The organism is Azospirillum brasilense (assembly GCF_001315015.1).
Taxonomy (GTDB): domain Bacteria; phylum Pseudomonadota; class Alphaproteobacteria; order Azospirillales; family Azospirillaceae; genus Azospirillum; species Azospirillum brasilense.
In genome coordinates, this window is the sequence record NZ_CP012915.1 from 1289999 (window position 1) to 1304105 (window position 14107).

14 protein-coding genes are annotated in these 14107 nt (G+C 68.6%); 6 read left to right on the forward strand and 8 right to left on the reverse strand.

What is annotated here, in order from left to right:
- Positions 1 to 163 precede the first annotated feature (163 nt).
- Positions 164 to 895: a response regulator transcription factor CtrA gene (gene ctrA, locus AMK58_RS19555; protein WP_014198317.1), complete on the forward strand. Its 732-nt coding sequence runs from the start codon at positions 164 to 166 to the stop codon at positions 893 to 895.
- A gap of 70 nt (positions 896 to 965) precedes the next feature.
- Here the strand turns inward: ctrA and AMK58_RS19560 are convergent, their stop codons facing one another.
- A complete protein-coding gene (locus tag AMK58_RS19560) occupies positions 966 to 1148 on the reverse strand; it encodes a DUF1127 domain-containing protein (RefSeq protein ID WP_035678574.1) in 183 nt (60 codons plus the stop codon).
- Between the two features lie 176 nt (positions 1149 to 1324).
- Between AMK58_RS19560 and gcvA the strand changes: the two genes are divergently transcribed.
- Positions 1325 to 2230: a transcriptional regulator GcvA gene (gene gcvA / locus AMK58_RS19565; protein ID WP_035678538.1), complete on the forward strand. Its 906-nt coding sequence runs from the start codon at positions 1325 to 1327 to the stop codon at positions 2228 to 2230.
- 15 nt (positions 2231 to 2245) lie between these two features.
- Here gcvA and AMK58_RS19570 read toward each other — a convergent pair whose 3' ends face one another.
- The 6 genes from AMK58_RS19570 to AMK58_RS19595 form a co-directional block, all read right to left on the reverse strand.
- Positions 2246 to 3091, reverse strand: a complete 846-nt coding sequence (locus tag AMK58_RS19570; RefSeq protein WP_035678535.1) for a CheR family methyltransferase — start codon at positions 3089 to 3091, stop codon at positions 2246 to 2248.
- Positions 3088 to 4188, reverse strand: a complete 1101-nt coding sequence (locus AMK58_RS19575) for a protein-glutamate methylesterase/protein-glutamine glutaminase (RefSeq protein ID WP_051140581.1) — start codon at positions 4186 to 4188, stop codon at positions 3088 to 3090. The genes AMK58_RS19570 and AMK58_RS19575 overlap by 4 nt, the downstream gene beginning before the upstream one ends.
- Positions 4189 to 4326: 138 nt before the next feature.
- Positions 4327 to 4692, reverse strand: a complete 366-nt coding sequence (locus AMK58_RS19580; protein ID WP_035678531.1) for a response regulator — start codon at positions 4690 to 4692, stop codon at positions 4327 to 4329.
- A 48-nt stretch (positions 4693 to 4740) separates the two neighbouring features.
- Positions 4741 to 5241, reverse strand: coding sequence for a chemotaxis protein CheW (locus tag AMK58_RS19585; protein WP_014198311.1), 501 nt, complete (start codon positions 5239 to 5241; stop codon positions 4741 to 4743).
- Entirely contained in the window at positions 5238 to 8003 is a 2766-nt protein-coding gene (locus AMK58_RS19590) for a hybrid sensor histidine kinase/response regulator (RefSeq protein WP_035678528.1), read from the reverse strand. The genes AMK58_RS19585 and AMK58_RS19590 overlap by 4 nt, the downstream gene beginning before the upstream one ends.
- Positions 8004 to 8349: 346 nt before the next feature.
- Complete coding sequence (locus tag AMK58_RS19595) at positions 8350 to 8994, reverse strand: histidine phosphotransferase family protein (RefSeq protein ID WP_035678526.1); 645 nt, start codon at positions 8992 to 8994, stop codon at positions 8350 to 8352.
- Between the two features lie 231 nt (positions 8995 to 9225).
- Between AMK58_RS19595 and AMK58_RS19600 the strand changes: the two genes are divergently transcribed.
- The 4 genes from AMK58_RS19600 (at position 9226) to AMK58_RS19615 (ending at position 13573) form a co-directional block, all read left to right on the forward strand.
- The gene (locus AMK58_RS19600; protein WP_035678523.1) at positions 9226 to 9408 is read left to right on the forward strand and encodes a DUF3553 domain-containing protein; all 183 of its coding nucleotides are present in this window, start codon (positions 9226 to 9228) and stop codon (positions 9406 to 9408) included.
- Positions 9405 to 9791 (forward strand): c-type cytochrome, encoded by a 387-nt coding sequence (locus AMK58_RS19605; RefSeq protein ID WP_051140579.1) that lies wholly within the window; start codon positions 9405 to 9407, stop codon positions 9789 to 9791. The genes AMK58_RS19600 and AMK58_RS19605 overlap by 4 nt, the downstream gene beginning before the upstream one ends.
- A 117-nt stretch (positions 9792 to 9908) precedes the next feature.
- Positions 9909 to 12329, forward strand: a complete 2421-nt coding sequence (locus tag AMK58_RS19610; RefSeq protein ID WP_035678521.1) for a penicillin acylase family protein — start codon at positions 9909 to 9911, stop codon at positions 12327 to 12329.
- A complete protein-coding gene (locus AMK58_RS19615; protein WP_051140578.1) occupies positions 12326 to 13573 on the forward strand; it encodes a threonine ammonia-lyase in 1248 nt (415 codons plus the stop codon). Before AMK58_RS19610 ends, AMK58_RS19615 begins: the two co-directional genes overlap by 4 nt.
- 12 nt (positions 13574 to 13585) lie before the next feature.
- On the opposite strand, the gene AMK58_RS19620 is transcribed toward AMK58_RS19615, so the two are convergent.
- Positions 13586 to 14080 (reverse strand): flavin reductase family protein, encoded by a 495-nt coding sequence (locus AMK58_RS19620; RefSeq protein WP_035678519.1) that lies wholly within the window; start codon positions 14078 to 14080, stop codon positions 13586 to 13588.
- Positions 14081 to 14107: the final 27 nt, after the last annotated feature.

Sequence of the window (14107 nt, forward strand, 5' to 3'; positions counted from 1 at the left end):
ATTAACGTTAAATGAAGTGCTATGCCTCTGGCGTTAAGCTGAATCGTCTGTTAACCTGTGTAAACAGACGAGCGGATCTGTTAAGGGAATTGGTTAAGGAACTGCGGGACAGCAACGCCGCTTCGGAAGCCAGAAACGCGCCATCAAACATCGGGATATCGCCATGAGGGTTCTGCTGGTCGAAGACGATTCCTCCACGGCCAAGAGCATCGAACTGATGCTCCAGTCGGAAGGCTACATCGTCGACTCTACCGACCTCGGTGAGGATGGACTCGAAATCGGCAAGCTGTACGATTACGACATCATCATCCTCGATCTGATGCTGCCGGACATCGACGGATACGAGGTGCTGCGCCGCCTGCGCGCCGCCCGTGTGACCACGCCGATCCTCATTCTTTCCGGCCTGTCGGAACTGGACCACAAGATCAAGGGTCTGGGCTTCGGCGCCGACGACTACCTGACCAAGCCCTTCGACAAGCGCGAACTGATCGCCCGCATCCAGGCCATCGTCCGCCGCTCCAAGGGCCATTCCGACAGCATCATCCGCACCGGCCGTCTGACCGTGAACCTGGACACCCGCACGGTGGAGGTGGACAACCAGCCGCTCCACCTGACCGGCAAGGAATACGGCATCCTGGAGCTGCTGTCCCTGCGTAAGGGCACGACCCTGACCAAGGAGATGTTCCTGAACCATCTCTATGGCGGCATGGACGAGCCGGAACTGAAGATCATCGACGTCTTCGTCTGCAAGCTGCGCAAGAAGCTGGCCGCGGCGACCCAAGGCGACAACTACATCGAGACGGTGTGGGGCCGCGGCTATGTGCTGCGCGACCCGCACGAGGACGCGTCCCCGATCCCGCGCGTCCCGCACCAGCAGGCTCAGGCCGCCGGCTGACCGCCGGCAGCTCACCACTGTTAACATTCGTGGCCGTGAGCGGCGGGTTCAGGCCCGCCGCCATCCAAGGTCATTGCTGCCAGAACGCCTTTTCGGCCTCGCGGCGGGCGTCTGTGCGGCTCAACCCGACATCGCGCAGCAGATGGTCGTCCAGCGCTGCCAGGGAGCGACGCTGCCGGTGGCGCTCGATCATCCCCAACACCTCCCCGAACGCCCGCTCCACGAACCGCCGCGCGCCGCCGGGGGACGTCATGTCCCGGTCTGCGGAAACGACGCCCAGCGCTCTCCTGCCCATGATCCGACACTCCGCTTGATGAATTCCGTTCCCTAGGAATGCACCCGGAAGCGGCTTGTCCGCAAAGGATGCTTTCTCTAACCTGCATGAGAGAATTTCATGCGGCCGGGCAACAATCCGGCGGATGCGGACCCATGCAGATCCCTCCCCTCAACGGCCTGCGCGCCTTCGAAGCGGCGGCGCGCCATCTCAGCTTCACCCGCGCGGCGGAGGAACTGAACGTCACCCAGAGCGCGATCAGCCACCAGATCCGCACGCTGGAGGACCGGCTGGGCATCCGGCTCTTCCGCCGGCTGAATCAGGCGCTGGTTCTGACCGACGCCGGCCAGCTGCTGCTGCCCAGCGTGCGCGACGCCTTCGCGCGGCTGGCCACCGGTCTGGAGCGGGTGATGGAGCATGAGCGCTCCGGCGTGCTGACGATGAGCGTCTCGCCCTCCTTCGCCAGCCGCTGGCTGATGAGCCGCATCGGCCGCTTCCGCGCCCGCCACCCGGAAATCCACCTGCGCATCAGCGTCAGCCAGCACGAGATCGATTTCGAGCGAGAAGCCGACATCGACATTGGGCTTCGCCACGGCCTCGGGGTGTGGGAGGGCTTGCGGGCTGACCGCTTCCTCGATGACGCGGTGTTCCCGGTGTGCAGCCCGGCTCTGCTTCAGGGATCGACGCCGCTGCGGCAGCCGGCCGACCTGCGCCATCATGTTCTGGTCGAGGAGACCGGCCACAGCTATTGGGCGACGTGGCTGGCCATGGCCGGGCTCGGCGATCTGAAGCCAAGCTCCGAAATGGTCTTCGACGAGATCGGCATTGCCATCGAGGCTGCCGAGAACGGACAGGGCATCGCGATGGCGCGCGGCACCCTGGTGTTGGAGGAACTGGCGAGCGGGCGATTGACCCGGCTGTTCGACCTCGCCCTGCCGGGAGACTTCGGTTACTACCTCGTCTGCCCGGAGGTCACCGCCGACCGGCCCAAGATCGCCGCGTTCCGCCGCTGGATCATGGAGGAAGGCGCCGCCGACCGCCTCACCGTCACACCGCCCTAAATCAGACGGTCCTGGTTAGACGGCCGCCCGGAGCCCGCTCGGCACCTGGAAGCCGCCCAGGCTGTAGAGGCCGCGCTGGCCCTCCACCGGCTTGAAGCGGTCGGTGATGCCCAGCACGGTTTCCGCACCGCCCAGATAGAGCACGCCGTCCTGCGGCATCTGGCGGGCGATCGCCTCCAGCACCTTGGTCTTGGTCGGCTGGTCGAAATAGATCAGCACATTGCGGCAGAACACGATGTCGAACTGCCCGAGCCCTGACAGGTCGCCCAGCAGGTTGAATTCGCGGAAGGAGGCCATCTGGCGAAGCTGCTGGCTGATCTGCCACTTGTCGCCCTGCTGCTTGAAATGCTTCACCAGCATTTGAATCGGCAGGCCGCGCTGCACCTCGAACTGGGTGTAGATGCCCGACTTGGAGCGCTCCACCATCTCCGCGGAGATGTCGGTGCCGACGATCTCGATCCGCCAGCCGGCCAGCTTCGCCGCGTCCTCGCTCAGCAGCATGGCCAGCGAGTAGGCCTCCTGCCCGGACGAGCAGGCCGCCGACCAGATGCGGATCGACCGCTTCGCCGACCGCGCCTCCATCAGCTTCGGCAGGACGATCTGCTTGAACTGGTCGAAGGGCTTCTGGTCGCGGAAGAAGGACGACTCGTTGGTGGTCATCGCCTCCGTGATGTCGCGCAGCAACGCTTCGTCCTTGCGCGTCCGCACGGTGGAAGCCAGTTCCTCCAGCCCCTTCATGTTCCACTTGCGCGCCACCGGCATCAGCCGGGATTCGAGCAGGTAGGCCTTGTCCCGGGTCAGAACCAAGCCGGAACGCTGCTTGAGCAGCGTGGAGAACATGTCGAAATCTTCGACTCTCATGCTGCCCTCGATGCGAACTTGCGGATGTAGGGACCGATTTCCTTGAGCGGCAGCACCGCGGAGCAGATGCCCGCCTGGGCGACGGCGCCCGGCATGCCCCACACGACGCTGGACGCCTCGTCCTGCGCGATCAGGGTGCCGCCGGCGTTCACCACCTCGGTGCAGCCCTTCAGCCCGTCCTGCCCCATGCCGGTCAGGATGCAGGCCAGGACCTTGCGCCCGCCGAAGGCACGGAGGATGGACCGCATCATCGGGTCAACCGCCGGGCGGCAGAAATTTTCGGGCGGGTCCTTGGTCAGCGAAATCACGTTGGCGCCCGCGCGCTGGGTCACCAGCATGTGGAAGTCGCCCGGCGCGATGTAGCAACGCCCCGGCACGACCGGCTCGCCGTCCTTCGCCTCCTGGGCGTTCAGCCCGCACTGGCGGGTGATGTGCTCGGCCAGGATGGTGGTGAAGGTCGCCGGCATGTGCTGGGTGATCAGGATCGGCTGGGTGACGCCGGTCTTCAGATGGGCCAGCACCTCGAACAGCGCCTGCGGGCCGCCCGTGGAGCTGCCGATGGCGATCACGTCCGGCTTGACCTGGCCGACGGAGCCGACGGCGGGCGCCGGGCGCAACGTGACGGGCGGCGGCTCGCGCTTCAGGAAGGCGGCGGGCACCGGATTCAGCGGGCGCAGCTCGCCGCGGGTGCGGGACCCGGCGCGGCGGGCCGCGGCGCCCAGCGCCTTGACCTTCGACACCAGCTCGCGCTTGAAGGCGTCCGCTCCGCCGATCTCACGGGTGGAGGTCGGCTTGGGGATGTAGTCGGCGGCCCCCGCGGACAGGCAGCGCATGGAGATGTCGGCCCCGCGCAGCGTCAGCGTGGAGGCCATGATGATCTTCACCTGCGGCGCCACCGCCAGCAGCTTCGGAATGGCCGTCAGCCCGTCCATCACCGGCATCTCGATGTCGAGAACGATGACGTCAAGCGAGTTGCGCTGCAGAGCGTTGACCGCCATCTGGCCGTCGCCGACCGACGCAACCACGCGGATTTCGGTATCGCCTTCCAGCGCGCGGGTCAGAAGGCCACGAATGACGGCGGAATCGTCGACCACCATCACCCGGACGGGATCGCCGCCGGCCGCACCGGTCGGATGCCCCGCCGGCGCGGGGGGAGGAGGTCTGCCGAAACGATCGGACATAACGCAATCAGCCTTTCAGGGTCGGAACGGTGCGCGGTGCGGTGGTCCCGCCCGTCACAGCAGCCCGACCTGCTCGAACTTGGTCTGGATGATGTCGCTGTCGAACGGCTTCATGATGTACTCGTTCGCCCCGGCGGACAGCGCCTCCTGGATGTGGGCGAGGTCGTTCTCCGTCGTGCAGAAGACGACCTTGGGAATGTCCCCGCCGCTCATCTTGCGCAGGCGGCGCAGGAACTCGATGCCGGTCATCACCGGCATGTTCCAGTCCAGCAGGATGGCGTCCGGCATCTTCTGCGCGCAGGCTTCCATGGCCTGCCTGCCGTCCTCCGCCTCGGTGCAGGCGAAGTGCAGCTCTTCCAGGATCTTCCGCGCGACCTTGCGGACCACGCGGCTGTCGTCGACGACCAGACAAACTTTCATGGTGAACGGGCCTCAGGCTTCGCTTTGCACACCGACCGGGGTTTCGCCTCAGGCCGCTTCCATCGTGGTGAAGTTCAGCAGACGCGGCACGTCCAGGACCACCATGAGCTGACCGTTCAGGCGATAGATGCCCGTGGACACCTCGCGCCAGCGCGGGTCGAGGGTGGCCGGGTTGCGCTCGAAGTCATCGTTGGAGAGGCTCAGCACCTCCCCCACCGAATCGACCATCAGGCTGTAGAGTTCGCCGCGCAGGTCCACCACGATGGACATGCCCGGCTTGTCCTTGGGGCGCGACGTCAGGCCGAGCCGCAGGCGCACGTCGATGGCGGTGACGATGCGCCCGCGCAGGTTCAGCGAGCCGGCGACCTCCGGCGGGGCCAGGGGGATGCGGGTGATCCGCTGGTGCCCCAGCACGTCCTGGACCTGCAGGACCGGGATGCCGAACAGCTGGTCGGCGATCGTCATGGTCACATAGTCCTGGCTGCCACCGGAGGTGATCTCGTCACCCTTGGACTTCTTGGTGGTGGCGGGCAGCTTGGCGTTGCTCATGCGGCACCTTTCTGCTCGGACAGGGTCTGCTGCAGCGCGTACAGCAGAGCGTCACGGTCGAACTTGGCGACATAATCGGTGAACCCGGCCTGACGGCCGCGGTCGAGGTCGCGCGGGGAAGCGTGGCTGGACAGGGCGACCATCGGCGTGCCGCTCCAGCGGGTGCCGCCCTGGCGGACCGCCTCGGCGAAGTCGAAGCCGCTCATCCCCGGCATCTCGATGTCGGAGACGATGACGTCGAAGTCCTCGCCCGCCTCGCACAGCGCCAGCGCCTCGTTGGCGTTCTCCACGGCGGTGACGTCGTAGCCGGCGACCGACAGCAGCGGGGTCAGCAGGTTGCGGAAGAAGGGGCTGTCGTCGACCAACAGCACGCGCTGGAGCGCCCTCTCCTCCTCGTACGCATCGGTCGAGGACGAGCCGAACCAATCCTTGTAGGCCTGGGTCAGGAAGAAGCCCGCGTCGAGCACGTCCGTCGCCTTGCCGGCGATGATCGCCGAGCCCATCAGGCCCGGACGGTCGGCGGTGAGCTGCACCACCAGACGCTCCTCCACGATGTCGACGATCTCGTCGACGATCAGCCCCATCGACCGGTCGCCGTCGGCGAAGACCAGCACCGGCTGGCGGCCTTCCTGGCCGATCATGAAGCCCGGATCGATCGGCACCAGCGGCATCAGCTTGCCGCGGTACTGGACCACCGGCATGCCGTTGGACGATTCGACGCTGGCGAGGTCCACATCCTCCAGGCGGGCGACCAGCGACAGCGGCACCGCCTTCGGCGCGCCGGCCCCGGCGCGGAACAGCAGGAGGGCCATCTTGTCCTCCTGGCGGGTCGCCTGGACGGAAGTGGCCTCCTTCGACGCGGTCTCGCCCATGGCCATCTCGCCGGTCGCCGACGCGATGCCGTTCGGGTCGAGGATCATGATGACCGAGCCGTCGCCGAGGATGGTGTTGCCCGAGAACATTTCGATGTGGCGCAGGATCGGCGCCACCGGCTTCACCACGATTTCCTCGGTGTCGAACACGCGGTCGACCATGATGCCGAAGGTGTAGGTGCCGACCTGCGTGACCACGATGAAGGTCTCGTCGGTCTTCTTCTCCCCGCCTTCCTGGTCGTCCAGCCGCAGCAGCTCCTGCAGCGAGACCAGCGGCAGCAGGCGGTTGCGCAGACGCAGGACCGGCGTGCCCTTCAGCCGCTCGATGGTGTGCTCGCTGTCGGCGGCGGCGCGCACCAGCTCGACCACGCTGATCTGCGGGATGGCGAAGCGCTCGCCGGCGCACTCCACGATCAGGGCGGAGACGATGGCCAGCGTCAGCGGGATCTTGATGACGAAGGTCGAGCCCTTGCCCTGCTGGGACTTGATCTCGATCGTGCCGCCGATCTTCTCGATGTTGGTCTTGACCACGTCCATTCCGACGCCGCGGCCCGACACGTTGGTAACCTTCGCCGCGGTCGAGAAGCCGGGCTTCATGATGAACTGGATGATCTGCTGGTCGGACATCGCCGCCAGCTCGCCTTCCGAGGCCATCCCGTTCTGGATCGCCTTCTGCTTGATGCGGTCGATCGCCAGGCCCTTACCATCGTCCTGGATCTCGATGATGATGTGGCCGCCCTCGTGATAGGCGTTCAGCGTGATGCGGCCGGTCTCCGACTTGCCCGCGCGCACACGGTCGGCGGGCACCTCCAGGCCGTGGTCGGCGGAGTTGCGCACCATGTGCGTCAGCGGGTCCTTGATCAACTCCAGCACCTGGCGGTCCAGCTCGGTGTCGGCGCCGAGCATCTGGAGATCGATCTTCTTGCCCAGTTCGTGCGACAGGTCGCGCACCAGACGCGGCAGCTTGGCCCAGGCGTTGCCGATGGGCTGCATGCGCGTCTTCATGACGCCTTCCTGCAGCTCCGACGTCACGTGATTCAGGCGCTGCAGCGGGGCGGCGAACTCGCTCTCCTTCTGCGACCGCAGGATCTGGAGCAGCTGGTTGCGGGTCAGCACCAGCTCAGACACCATGGTCATCAGGTTTTCGAGCAGGTCCACGTTGACGCGGATGGTCTGCGCGGCGACCGCCGATTCCTTGGTCGCGGCCTCGCCGCCCGCACCGGCGCCCGACGCGGCCTCCGCGGCGGGAGCGGGCATCTTGGCGGCAGCGGGGACCGGATCGGGGTCCGGGACCACCAGATCGTGCGAGGGGGCGGGCTCTTCCGCCGGCTCCGCGGCGACCGGGGCCAGCGCGGTGCTGGTCGGGCCGGGGGTGGCGTTCCAAATCGCCTCAAGCTCGTCCAGCGTGAGATTGCCCGAGGAAGCCGGAGCCACCTCCGCCGCCGCCACCGCGGGGGCCGGCGGGGGCTCCGGGGCCGCGGCGGGCTTGGCCGGGGCAGCGGCAGCACCCAGCTTGCCTTCGGCGCACAGGTTCAGGCGCTCGATCAGCGGCAGGTCGTCGCCCGGCGGCTCCGCCTCCGTCGCCTCCAGCACCGCCAGCAGGCTCTTGATGGTGTCCAGCGCCTGAAGGATCAGCGAGACCGCTTCGGGGTTGATGGTCAGTTCCCCATCGCGGAACTTGCCCAACACGTTTTCCGAAGCGTGCGCGACCTTTTCCAGGCGCGGCAGGCCGAGGAAGCCGCAGGTGCCCTTGATGGTGTGCACCAGACGGAAGATGTTCGACAGAAGTTCCGGATTGTTGGGATTCTGCTCCAGACGGACCAGTTCCACGTCGAGAACCGACAGGTTCTCGTTGGTTTCCGTCAGGAATTCGGAGAGCAGATCATCCATGTCGCGATCCCCACGCCCGCAATTGTATCCGTTTCCGGCCGGGCCGTCCGGAGGGCGGCGTGCGCGACGCCGCCGGTACGGGCCTTTCCAGCTACGGTGGGAGCCTGTCAAACACTGATTAAGAGAACCTTACCTCCTTCGATACCACCCTTGGGCTCCGCCGTCATGCCGAGCCCACCGGCCCAAGGTCACAGCCCGCAAGGCCGGTGCCGGCGCGGCGGCCTATGACGGACAGACGCGCTCCAAGCGCTGCGCACGGTCACAGCAAAGCGCCGCGCGCCGGATCGGTCGCAGTTTTGAAGAGGTCAGGGTCGATGCGCGGATCACGCCCCCGGCGGGGGCCGCGTCACCACTCCACGGTGAAGACCAGCCGGTCCGGCCCGGAGGGAGTGGCGGCGACGCGGTAGCCGTCGTCCTCGGCGAAGCGCCCGGTCATGTAGGCGTGGATGCTTCGCGGGGTCAGGTCGGCGGCGGCCACCGTGCCGGCCAGCGCCGCCGCGGACTCGTCCTTGAGGGCGCCGGGCCGTCCGGCGGCGGTGATGGTGAAGCGCCCCGTCTGCTCGTCCCCCTCCGCCGCGACGGTGATGGTGCCGCCGTGGGTCAGCGCCTCGTCGGCCAGGATGATGACGTTGAGCAGCACCTTCGACGCGCCACGCTTGAAGGCGAGCTGGTCGTTCGGCACCCCCGCCGGCCAGTCCAGCGTGGTGCGCCCGCCCTCCAGAAGCCCCTGAGCGGAAGAACGGGTGTCGCCGAAGCCCTTCTGCTCCCGTCCGGCGAGGCCGTAGGCCAGCCGGAAGACGCGCAGCCGCCGGTCGGCCTGCCCGGAGGAATGCTCGATCAGCTTCACCGCCTCGCCCATAAAGCCCCCGGCGGGCTCGTCCTCCATCTCCTCGATCAGCTCCAACCCGTTGCGGATCGCTCCCACCGGGCTCACGAGGTCGTGGCAGATGCGGGAAGCGACAAGCTCGATCACGCGGATGTCCAGCGGCACGGGGGGTCTCCAGATCGTTGATGGCCGACCGCCGGCGGAACGGGTGGCGACCATGGCCGCAGGCTTGGGAACTTCCCCCGGCCGGGCGGCATTCTGTTGCATGCCGGCGTCCCATGGGGATGGCCGGCGGCGACGTTCGTTTGTATCATTCCAGGAGCGCGGATGCCGCCGCTTTTCCACGGTCATCCCGCGAAAGCGATAACCGATTCCAGCGGATGCAGGAGGCGCGGCATGGACGATTCATTGGTTCCCGGCGCCTGGGTGCGCCACCCCGCCCGTCCGGACTGGGGGTTGGGGCAGGTGCAGTCGGCCATCGGCGACCGCGTCACCGTGAATTTCGAGAATGCCGGGAAGCTGCTCATCAACACGTCCGTGGTCGCGCTGACCGTCACCGATCCGGACGACACACTGTGAGCGGGAAACTGCCGCTGGCCGCCCTCCTCCTGCTGGCCACCGGCACCCCCGCGCTGGGCGACGACGCGCCCGATCCAGAGCGCGGCAAGGCGCTGTTCCGCGCCTGCGCCTTCTGCCACACGCTGACGCCCGACGGCGGCAACCGCGCCGGCCCGACGCTGTGGCGGTTGTTCGGGCGCCCGGCCGGGGCGGTGGAGGGCTATCACTACTCCCCGGCGCTCAAGGGCAGCGGCATCGTCTGGGACGAGGCGGCGGTGGCCCGCCTGTTCGAGATCGGCCCCGACGTGATGACCCCTGGCAGCAAGATGCCGATGCAGACCATCGCCAGCGCGTCCGACCGCCGCGATCTGGTCGAATACCTGAAGGAAGCCACGGCGCCGTAAGTCCGGATTGCGAGGCCCGCAAGCGGAATTGAGGAGCATGGCCCCGGGCGGACCCCATCCCCATCTCTGTCTGTCGAACCCCCTTTCCGAGCCCCCTTTCCGAGCTGTGGTTTCCCGATGATTCCCCGCGCCGTCCGCAAGCCCCTGGCCATCCTGGTCGCCGTTCTCGCCCTGGTGGTCGTGGTGCCGGTGCTGGGGGCGGGCGGGTTCCTGCTGTGGCTTCGGCAGCAGACCCCGGCCTACGAGGGAGCCGCCACCGTTCCGGGGATCGAAGGCCCGGTTGAGATCCTGCGCGACCGCAACGCCGTCCCGCACATCTTCGCCGCCACCGAGCGGGACGCCTACTTCGCGCTCGGCTACGTCCACGCGCAGGACCGGCTGTGGCAGATGGAGACGATGCGGCGCAGCGGCGCCGGGCGTCTGGCCGAGCTGGTCGGCACGCGCTTCGGCGACTGGGCGCTGCGGCTCGACCGCTCCATGCGCACGCTGGGCGTCTACCGCCGGGCCGAGGAGGCCTATGAGGAGCTGTCGCCGGAGGCCCGCACGGCCTTCGACGCCTACGCCGCCGGGGTCAACGCCTGGATGGCGACGCGCCGCGAGGCCCTGCCCATCGAGTTCCAGCTCCTGCGCCACACGCCGGAACCCTGGCGGCCCGCCGACAGCCTCGTCTGGGGCAAGTTGATGGCGCTCCAGCTCTCCGGCGATTCCCGGGACGAGCTGTTCCGCGCCAGCGCCCTGAAAAGCCTGACGCCGGAGCAGATGCGCGACCTGTTCCCGGACTCCGACCCCACCGCCCCAGTGACCCTGGCGGCGGCGCTCGACGGCATGAACTTGCAAGGCGCGCTGGCCGCCCTGCCCGACCTCGGCTTCGACACCGCGTCCAACGAATGGGCGCTGACCGGGGCGCGCAGCGCGACCGGCAAGCCGATCATCGCCAACGATCCCCATCTCGGGCTGGAGGCGCCGATCCTGTGGTATCTGGCGCGCATCGTGACGCCGGAACACCGCATCGCCGGGGCGACCATCCCCGGCGTGCCGCTTCACATCCTGGGTCACAACGGCCGCGTCGCCTGGGGCTTCACCACCACCCACAGCGACACCCAGGACCTGTTCATCGAGAAGCTCGACCCGCAGGACCTAGGCCGCTACCTGACGCCGGACGGCAGCGCCGCCTTCGAAACACGCCAGGAGACGATCCGCATCGCCGGCCAGCCGGACGAGACGCTGACGGTGCGCGAGACGCGGCACGGCCCGGTGCTGACCACGCCGGACGCCGCCGACGCCGCGCCGGAGGGCCATGTGCTGGCGCTGGCCTTCCCCGGCCTGGACGCCGCCGACACCACGGCGGAGGCGCTGTACCGCCTCAACCACGCCGCCGACGCCGCCGCGGTGCGCGAGGCGCTGTTCCTCCATGTGGCGCCGCAGCAGAACGTCGTCTACGCCGACACGGCGGGGACGCTGGGCTTCCTGTCGCCGGCGCTGGTCCCGGTGCGGCGCGGCGGCGACGGGCGCGTTCCGGTGCCGGGCTGGACCGGCGAACACGACTGGATCGGCTACATCCCCTTCGACGCTCTGCCCCAGGCGGTTGATCCGCCGTCGGGCCAGTTCGTCAACGCCAACAACGCGGTGGTCGGCCCCGGCTACCCCTATGCCCTGGCGACCGAATGGCCGGACCCCGCCCGCGCCGAGCGGATCGTGCAGTTGCTCGGCGACGGCCCGCACACGGTGGAGGAGGTCGCCGCCCAGCAGATGGACGAGCTGTCCCTGCCGGCGCGCGACCTGCTGCCCCTGATGCTGGAACCGCTGCGCAGCGTGCCCGATCTCAATGGACAGGCCCACGCCGCGCTGGACCGTCTGGCCGGCTGGGACGGGCGCATGGACCGCGACCGGCCCGAGCCGCTGATCTTCTCCTGGTGGGAGCGGGAATTGGTGCGCCGCGTCTTCGCCGACGAGCTGGGACCGCTGTTCCAAAGCTACTGGGACCTGCGCCCCCGCGCCCTGCGCCGCGTGCTGACCCAGGCGCCGCAGTGGTGCGACGACCGGACGACGCCGGCCCGCGAGGACTGCACCGCCATGCTCGCCAGTTCCCTGAAATCGGCACTGGCTGAGATCGAACGGCGCCACGGAACGGACATGAACGGCTGGCGTTGGGGGGCGGAGCACAAGGCCGCCCTGAATCACCGGCTGCTCGGCCGGGTGCCTCTGCTCGGTTCGATGTTCGACCTGTCGATCCCGACCGGCGGCGGCGCCTTCACCGTCAACCGAGGCACCACCCGCGTGCGCGACCCGCAGGAACCCTTCTCCCACGTCCACGGTCCGGGACTGCGCGCGGTCTACGATATGGCGGATCTCGGCAACTCCCGCTTCTCCATCGCCACCGGCCAGTCGGGCAACCCGCTGTCGCCCCATTGGGGGGATCTGGTGCAGGGTTGGCGCGACGGGGCGGGCCTACGGCTGGCCGGCGACCGCGGCACGCTCGCCCGCGACGGCGCCACGCTGCTGACGCTTTCCCCCACCCGTCCAGGGAGCTCGCCATGACCGAGGCCGCACCGTCTCCGAACCCGCCCCTGACCCTGACTCTGGACGACGTCCGCGCCGCCGCCGCCCGGATCGGCAGCCACCTCCCCGTCACCCCCACCGAGGCCTCGCCCCGCCTGTCGGAGATCACCGGCTGCTCGGTGGTCCTGAAGCTGGAGAACCAGCATCTCACCGGCTCCTTCAAGGAACGCGGGGCGCTCAACAAGCTGCTGTCCCTGGGCGAGGCGGAGCGGCAGGCCGGGGTGATCGCCATGTCGGCGGGCAACCACGCCCAGGCGGTGGCCTGCCACGCCACGCGGCTCGGCATCCGCTCGGTCATCGTGATGCCCTCCTTCACCCCCTTCACCAAGGTGGAGCGCACGGAAAGCCTCGGCGCGCGGGTCGAACTGCACGGCGAGACGCTGAGCGACGCGGCGGCCTACGCGCAGGAGCTGGCGGCGCGCGAGGGGCTGACCTTCGTGCATCCCTACGACGACCCATTGATCGCCGCCGGCCAGGGCACCGCTGCCCTGGAACTGCTCGACGCCACGCCGGACCTGGAAGTGCTGGTGGTGCCGGTGGGCGGCGGCGGGCTGATCGGCGGCATGGCGGTGGCGGCCAAGGCGCTGAAGCCGGACATTGCGGTGGTCGGGGTGGAATGCGCCATGTTCCCGTCGATGCGCCAAGCGCTGGCCGGGCAGCCAATCACCTGCGGCGGCGCCACCATCGCCGACGGCATCGCCGTCAAGGCCCCCGGCGCCGTCACCCTGCCGCTGGTCCGCCGGTACGTGGACGCCGTGCTGGAGGTCGGCGAACCGCGGCTGGAGGAGGCCGTCTACCGCCTCGCCACCGTGCAGAAGCTGGTCGCCGAGGGGGCCGGGGCGGCGGGGCTGGCCGCGGTGCTGGACGATCCGGAGCGCTTCCGCGGCAAGCGGGTGGGCATCGTCGTGTCCGGCGGCAACATCGACGCGCGCATCCTGGCGCAGGTCCTGACGCGCGGGCTGGTCTACGAGGGGCGCATGGTGCGGCTGCGCATCGGCATCACCGACGCCCCCGGCGCGCTCGCCCGGGTGGCCCGCCTGCTCGGCGAGGCCGGGGCCAACATCGTGGAGGTGCACCACCAGCGCCTGTTCCACGACGTGCCGGTGCGCATGGCCGAGATCGACGTGGTGCTGGAAACCCGCGGGCGCAGCCACGTCCAGCGCCTCGTCGCCCACATGGAGGAGGCGGGCTTTCCGACGGAGCTGATGACGGATATTTCCTGACCCGGACCCGGCTCAGGGAAGCTTAGAATAGACGCCGCGGAAATAGAGCAGCGGCTTTCCGTCCTCGCTGCCGGACAGGCGGCGGACGCGGCCCACGATGATCACGTGGTCGCCGCCGTCATAGACATGCTCCCGGTCGCACTCCAGGCTGGCGAGACAGCCGGTGAGGATCGGCACGCCGCTGTCCCAGCGCTCGACACCCACCCCGTCCCAGCGCTCCTGCAGGTCGCGGCGTGAGAAGCGGTTGGACAGCTCCGCCTGTTCTTCGGCCAGGATGTTCACCGCGAAGGACGGCGCGGTGGTGAAGGCCTCGAACGACATGGCCGCACGGCCCAGGCAGAACTGCACCAGCGGCGGGTCGAGCGACACCGACGAGAAGGAGTTCACGGTCACGCCGATCGGCTCGCCGTCCGGTGCGACGGTGGTGACCACGGCGATGCCGGTGGCGAAGCATCCGAGGGCGTTGCGGAAGGCCCGCGAGTCGAAGGCCTGAGAATCGATGGTCATGGCGGCCTGTGTGGGCTCGTCGGTTAT

Bases quoted from the DNA above. Each gene is read 5' to 3' on its own strand.
- AMK58_RS19615 (WP_051140578.1), top strand. From the start codon at position 12,326: ATGACCGAGGCCGCACCGTCTCCGAACCCGCCCCTGACCCTGACTCTG.
- ctrA (WP_014198317.1), top strand. From the start codon at position 164: ATGAGGGTTCTGCTGGTCGAAGACGATTCCTCCACGGCCAAGAGCATC.
- AMK58_RS19560 (WP_035678574.1), bottom strand. From the start codon at position 1,148: ATGACGTCCCCCGGCGGCGCGCGGCGGTTCGTGGAGCGGGCGTTCGGG.
- AMK58_RS19610 (WP_035678521.1), top strand. From the start codon at position 9,909: ATGATTCCCCGCGCCGTCCGCAAGCCCCTGGCCATCCTGGTCGCCGTT.
- AMK58_RS19590 (WP_035678528.1), bottom strand. From the start codon at position 8,003: ATGGATGATCTGCTCTCCGAATTCCTGACGGAAACCAACGAGAACCTG.
- AMK58_RS19585 (WP_014198311.1), bottom strand. From the start codon at position 5,241: ATGAGCAACGCCAAGCTGCCCGCCACCACCAAGAAGTCCAAGGGTGAC.
- AMK58_RS19600 (WP_035678523.1), top strand. From the start codon at position 9,226: ATGGACGATTCATTGGTTCCCGGCGCCTGGGTGCGCCACCCCGCCCGT.
- AMK58_RS19580 (WP_035678531.1), bottom strand. From the start codon at position 4,692: ATGAAAGTTTGTCTGGTCGTCGACGACAGCCGCGTGGTCCGCAAGGTC.
- AMK58_RS19575 (WP_051140581.1), bottom strand. From the start codon at position 4,188: ATGGTGGTCGACGATTCCGCCGTCATTCGTGGCCTTCTGACCCGCGCG.
- AMK58_RS19620 (WP_035678519.1), bottom strand. From the start codon at position 14,080: ATGACCATCGATTCTCAGGCCTTCGACTCGCGGGCCTTCCGCAACGCC.
- gcvA (WP_035678538.1), top strand. From the start codon at position 1,325: ATGCAGATCCCTCCCCTCAACGGCCTGCGCGCCTTCGAAGCGGCGGCG.
- AMK58_RS19570 (WP_035678535.1), bottom strand. From the start codon at position 3,091: ATGAGAGTCGAAGATTTCGACATGTTCTCCACGCTGCTCAAGCAGCGT.